Source organism: Pedobacter sp. (assembly GCF_045627485.1).
GTDB lineage: Bacteria > Bacteroidota > Bacteroidia > Sphingobacteriales > Sphingobacteriaceae > Pedobacter.
The window spans coordinates 1-5,794 of record NZ_JAZQNU010000157.1; the positions used below are offsets into that span (position 1 = coordinate 1).

The following is a 5,794-nucleotide window of genomic DNA, read 5'->3' on the forward strand; positions in this document are numbered from 1 at the left end:
CTACGATCCGACTTAGCAGAACCAATGTGCCTACCCAGGATGTGGGAAGTATCAACCTTGGAACCTTGAATCAATTAAACGATTCTAATGCGTCTCAAAATGCCCTTCAGTCGCTGTTTGGAAGATTAAATTACAGCTTCAAAGAGAGGTATCTTTTAGAAGGTAACTTTCGTTATGATGGGTCGTCCAGATTTGACAAAGCACTGCGTTGGAACACCTTCCTTTCAGGTTCTGCCGGCTGGATTTTCTCTAAAGAACGCTTTTTTGAACCACTTGCCCGGTTTATAGAATTTGGTAAGATAAGGGCTTCTTATGGAACACAAGGAAATGATAAAGTGGGTTCCGATTTTGCTTATCTCGCTGCCATTGGCTCGGTTGCTACAATGCCTATTGGAAACGTCATCACAGTTGGATACCGACAAACCGGTATCCCAAATGCTTTGCTTACCTGGGAATCTGTGATTAAAAAAGATATCGGTATTGACCTGACGATGCTAAATAATCGCTTGAGTGTAACTGCCGATTACTATCACAATACAACGAATAACATTTTGCTAGAGGTGCCTCTGCCAGACGTTTTAGGAACCGGGTATCCTCCTCAAAATGCCGGTAAGGTGGAAAATAAAGGTTGGGAATTCCAAATGGGATGGAAAGACAATATCAACGAATTCACTTACGGTGCCAATTTCAACATCTCTGATGTTAAGAATAAAGTACTCAATTTAGGTGATGCGCCAGCAACAATTGCCGACCGTGTGAGAATGGTAGGCTATCCTATTGATGCTTTCTACGGATTTATTGCTGATCGTATCAGTCAGGTGTCTGACTATACTTATGATGCCGGAACTAATAAGTACACGCCTAATTTTCCATTTGATTCCAGTTATCCGATGCAGCCTGGCGATATCATGTTTCGTGATTTAAATGGAGATGGAAGAATTACGCCGGCCGACGATCGACAAGTAATTGGCAACGCAATACCAAGATACACTTACGGTTTTCGAGGAAACTTAGGTTATAAAGGCATAGATTTCAGTTTCTTCATCCAGGGTGTGGGTAAAGCAGACGGATTGATTACAGGTGGTGCACGCCATGCGTTGATCAACGACAGCTCAAATCCACAGGCCGTTCACATGGATAGATGGACACCTGAAAACACAGGTGCGTCTTATCCGCGTCTAGCATACGGCTACAGTTACAACCAAAGGTTATCTACCTACTGGTTGGAGGATGCGTCCTATCTTCGTGTGAAAAATGTCCAAATGGGCTACACGTTCCCAAAACGCTGGACAGAGAAGCTCCATGTCGACCGACTTAGGTTTTATGCGTCGGCTGATAATTTGTTCACCAGCAGTGATTATTTCTATGGATATGATCCCGAAACGCCTGTCGCATCAGGAGGATTTTACCCACAGGTCAAAACTTTTATTTTCGGTTTAAACATTAATTTTAAATAAGATGAAGAATCAATTCAACTATATAATGATTTGCGTTGTGCTGCTGTTCACGTCCTGTCGAAAGGACTTCCTTGACCGCGCTCCGCTGGACACCATCTCCGACGAAACTTTCTGGAAAACTGAAGAACAGTTATTACTGGCGGTAAATGGCTTGTATGCGAATATTAAGAACAGCAACACTGTTGCTCTAGATCAGATGGGTGATAATAGCATTAATTCCACTACAAGCGATAGCTACCGTATCTTTAGCAGTGGAAACTTTGGTGCCGATTTAGCATCTGTTGATGCAGAATGGCGAAGTCAGTTTGCAGGAATTCGTCAGTGTAACGTTTTTCTTGAGAATTATAATAAGGCTACCGATGTAAGTCAAACGAAAAGAGATCAGATGGCTGGCGAGGCAAAAACCATCCGCGCGTACATGTATATGAACCTTGTTTGTTATTTTGGTGATCTGCCAATTGTTACCAAGCCCTTGAATATTGATGAATTATATGAGCCGAGGCGTCCTAAAAAAGAAGTCATCGATTTTATATTGAATGAACTTGAAGAAGCTGCGGCAATGATGCAAAAAGCACCACAAACAGGCCCAGCGTTAGGTAGACTAAGTAAAGGCGCAGCACTTGCTTTTAAATCCAGAATTGCACTGTTCGATAGTCGTTGGGCCGTTGCAGAGAAGGCTGCTAAAGATGTAATGGAATTGGGTGTCTACCAATTGTACACTACAGGGAAGCCAAAGGTAGACTATAATAACTTATTCAACTATACTGGTAAACTCTCGAATGGTGCCAATAAGGAAACAATTGTTGCACGTATTAATCTTGCAGACGTCAGTATGCATAATATCAGTCGCGAATCGCAGGTGCCAGATCAGGCGTCACGTTACAATCCGACAAAATCCCTGGTTGATTCTTATTTATGCATCGATGGTCTTCCCATCGAGAAGTCTCCTCTTTATAAGGAGAATACGTATGCTGCCCTTTTTGAAAATCGTGACCCACGCATGAAACAAACCATTCTCGCCCCAGGTGCAGAGTGGGGTGGAAGACGTGATGGCAATCCGAGTAATACCGATCAACGCATCTTTACCGCGCCTAAGTTTGTTTCTGATAAACTAGGATCTGTAACGATAACCGGTTTCTATTTTACAAAATACGTAGAGGTAAGTACGGTTTCACAAGTATCGAGAGATCAGAATGACATCCACGTCATACGTCTAGGTGAAATTCTCCTTAATTACGCGGAAGCAAAAATGGAGCAGGGAACGCTCACCCAGACGGATCTGGACCTTACGATTAATAAATTGCGTGATAGGGTAGGAATGAAGAATATGGTCATTACAGAATTAGCTGCCAACAATCTTGATCTTCGAACTGAAATAAGAAGAGAACGTCGTGTCGAGTTGGCCCGAGAAGGACAACGCTGGTACGATATCATCCGTTGGCGCCAAGGCAGCCTGCTCGCACAAGATGTGAAGGGAATGAAAAAATCACTCGCGTTAGTGCCTGCCCAGGTTAGTAATATTGCTGCCGATCCTAACGGTAATATCATTGTGATGACAGGCAGACAGTTCGATGAAAACAAGCATTACCTTTGGCCTGTACCGTTAACTCAACTACAACGTAACCCGGCGCTTACCCAAAACCCCGGTTGGAACTAATCACATTAACATGAAAAACAATTTAAAATTATTACCCTTGTTTGCGGCAACACTGTTGCTGCTAAGCTGCGGTTCGAGGGAACTGTTACGTTCCCAGTCGTCAAATACGTTAACTGTAATGTCTTACAATATTCACCACGCTAACCCCCCGTCTATTAACGGGAAGATTGATTTGGATGCCATTGCGAAAGTAATAAAGGATCAGAACCCTGATCTGGTGGCGCTTCAGGAGGTGGATGTAAACACTATCCGCTCCGGCAAAATCAATCAAGCAAGTTTACTCGCTGAAAGGCTGGGGATGAACTTCTTTTTTGCGAAAGCTATTGACCATGAAGGGGGCGATTATGGTGTTGCTATTTTGTCTAAACACCCCTTAACAGAGACAAAAATTCACAGGTTGAGTTCTGATCCTGCAACTAAAGGCGAGCCCCGCGTATTGGCAACTGCGCTGATCAAACTACCTGGTAACAGGCATATTCGCTTTGGTAGTACCCATTTGGATGCACAAAAAAACGATAATAACCGATTATTACAGGTCGTTGAAATTAATTCAATTGCAAAGGCAGAGGGTTTACCTTTTATTATAGCAGGTGATCTGAATGCGACGCCTGAAAGTGCAACCATTCACCTCCTCGATCAACAATTTATACGGACTTGTGAGCAGTGTGAGTTTACTATTCCTGTAATCGAACCTAAAAAGACCATAGACTTTATCGCATTCGGCAAATCAAGCCCATTTGAGGTGGTCTCGAATCGGGTCATCCCTGAGCATTACGCATCCGATCATCTTCCCGTTGTATCTGTGCTTAAATTTAAGTAACACCTAAAATCCCCTTCATTGGGGATTTCTTTTATACCTCACATGGAACTATACTTGCCAATTTTCTTAATTTTTAGCATTTTAGATGATAGGGCTGCCTCAACGATTAAGAGCACCGTTAGTACATAGTTATGAGAAATATTTGCCTTCCGAAGTCGGAGTTGAAAATAATCATCTAGTGATAGAATTAAACAACGGAGAGACAAATACATAAACTTAATTTTGAATATTAAACAGCGTAAAATTGATGTTAAAAAGTTTACTTCTCCTAGCTTTATTAAGAAGTAAGGAACACGCATGGCAACAGTGCTTATCAAACTATGCCTAAACACCGGTCAATCAGCAAATATGTGTTTATTTGTATATTTGTCGGTCAATGGCCAGTGAATTTAAACAAATCGTTAAACAGGAACTCAAGCTTTTATTTCAGTTAAAAAAGACAGAGCGGCTATGGCATATTCCAGTGCTGGCGTCTTTATGCACAGGACTTCCTTTATTAATGGGGTATGCAATTGGTCGGCTTGATTATGGCCTAATAGCCTGCCTCGGTGGCCTTGTAATTTTATACATGCCTTCTACGAAAATGGAAGATCGCATGGTCACCTTATTGCTTTGTGCTTTTGGGTTTGTGCTCAGCTTTACCATCGGCATCGTTTTTAGTTTTAATGGTTATCTGTCAGCATTAGTTTTAGGCTTTTTTGCATTCGGAATAAACTGGGTTACTAATTACTTCAAGCTTCGACCTCCCGGAAGTTTCTTTTTTATTATGCTGGCTTCGATGGCAATTTGTATGCCTTTCGATTTAATCAATATCCCCACTAAAATAGGTTTGATTGCTTTAGGGACCATGTTCAGCTGCCTCTGTGCTTTTTTTTACAGTTTATATATTACAAAAAATTACGTCAGTAAATTGCAGGGGCAGCTTCCCCGCAAAAGGAATCATGTCAACCTGACCGAATCGATGATTATCGGGGTGTTCGTGGGTTTGTCTCTTTTGGTCGGTCGTTTTTTTGAACTAGAAAATCCTTACTGGTTACCAATCTCCTGCCTGGCCATTATGCAAGGGGTTAGTGTGAGCCATGTATGGCAAAGAAGTATTCATCGTATTGCCGGAACTTTTATTGGCATGGGCCTGACCTGGTTACTCCTGTATTTTGATTTTGGTCCACTTTACATCTGTATCAGTATTCTAATTCTACAGTTTATTATAGAAATGCTTGTTGTTCGGCATTATGCGCTGGCTGTTATATTCATTACCCCACTTACTTTTTTTCTTGCAGAACTGGGAGCGGGGCTTCAATTGAACCGGGATCATTTGATTGCCGTGCGATTAATAGATATCGTGATTGGCAGCTTGATCGGTGTGTTAGGTGGGATAATTTTACATAATCAACAGCTCCACCTAAAAGCCCAAAGGCAAATCCGTAAAACAAGAATGTCCATTTGGAGGAAATAAGCGATACCATTTAATTGTAGACGCTCACAAATCGGTAGAGTGTTCGATTTGCTTATCTGTTGAAAGTAAAGATGCAGTAGATGAAATTGAAACCCGATACGACTACAGTAAACACATAAATCGTCTTTTTTCGACATTTGTCTACGTTTTTTTGTTTCCATTTCCTGCATTTTTGATTAAATTAACTTGTGTCAAAACCTATCGCAGTTCGTTGGAAGGATTTGATGGTGATAAAAATGGTCTATTAATTAAAAACATAGTAATATGTTTAATATTTAAAATATGGATATAGTATTAAAAGAAGACGGAAGCAAAGGTTATGCAATAGCACAAAAGAATAATGAACGTGCAGGAATGATGAGCTTTTCTAAAGCGGGAACAGATACGATTATCATTGACCATAC

Annotated in this window: 4 protein-coding genes; all 4 read left to right on the forward strand. The window is 41.3% G+C overall.

All coding sequences use genetic code 11. The features are described 5' to 3' along the window. Positions 1 to 1,457, forward strand: a 1,457-nt coding sequence (locus ACR2F3_RS12215; RefSeq protein ID WP_432710254.1) for a SusC/RagA family TonB-linked outer membrane protein, incomplete at its 5' end; no start/stop codon positions are given. 1 nt (position 1,458) lies between these two features. After that, positions 1,459 to 3,114, forward strand: coding sequence for a RagB/SusD family nutrient uptake outer membrane protein (locus ACR2F3_RS12220; RefSeq protein WP_432710255.1), 1,656 nt, complete (start codon positions 1,459 to 1,461; stop codon positions 3,112 to 3,114). A 10-nt stretch (positions 3,115 to 3,124) separates the two neighbouring features. Continuing rightward, complete coding sequence (locus ACR2F3_RS12225; protein WP_432710256.1) at positions 3,125 to 3,934, forward strand: endonuclease/exonuclease/phosphatase family protein; 810 nt, start codon at positions 3,125 to 3,127, stop codon at positions 3,932 to 3,934. A gap of 376 nt (positions 3,935 to 4,310) precedes the next feature. Beyond that, a complete protein-coding gene (locus ACR2F3_RS12230) occupies positions 4,311 to 5,390 on the forward strand; it encodes an FUSC family protein (protein ID WP_432710257.1) in 1,080 nt (359 codons plus the stop codon). The last annotated feature ends 404 nt before the right edge of the window (positions 5,391 to 5,794 follow it).

Excerpts from the sequence above, each read along its gene's own strand:
- ACR2F3_RS12220 (WP_432710255.1), top strand. The coding sequence starts at position 1,459 with ATGAAGAATCAATTCAACTATATAATGATTTGCGTTGTGCTGCTGTTC.
- ACR2F3_RS12225 (WP_432710256.1), top strand. The coding sequence starts at position 3,125 with ATGAAAAACAATTTAAAATTATTACCCTTGTTTGCGGCAACACTGTTG.
- ACR2F3_RS12230 (WP_432710257.1), top strand. The coding sequence starts at position 4,311 with ATGGCCAGTGAATTTAAACAAATCGTTAAACAGGAACTCAAGCTTTTA.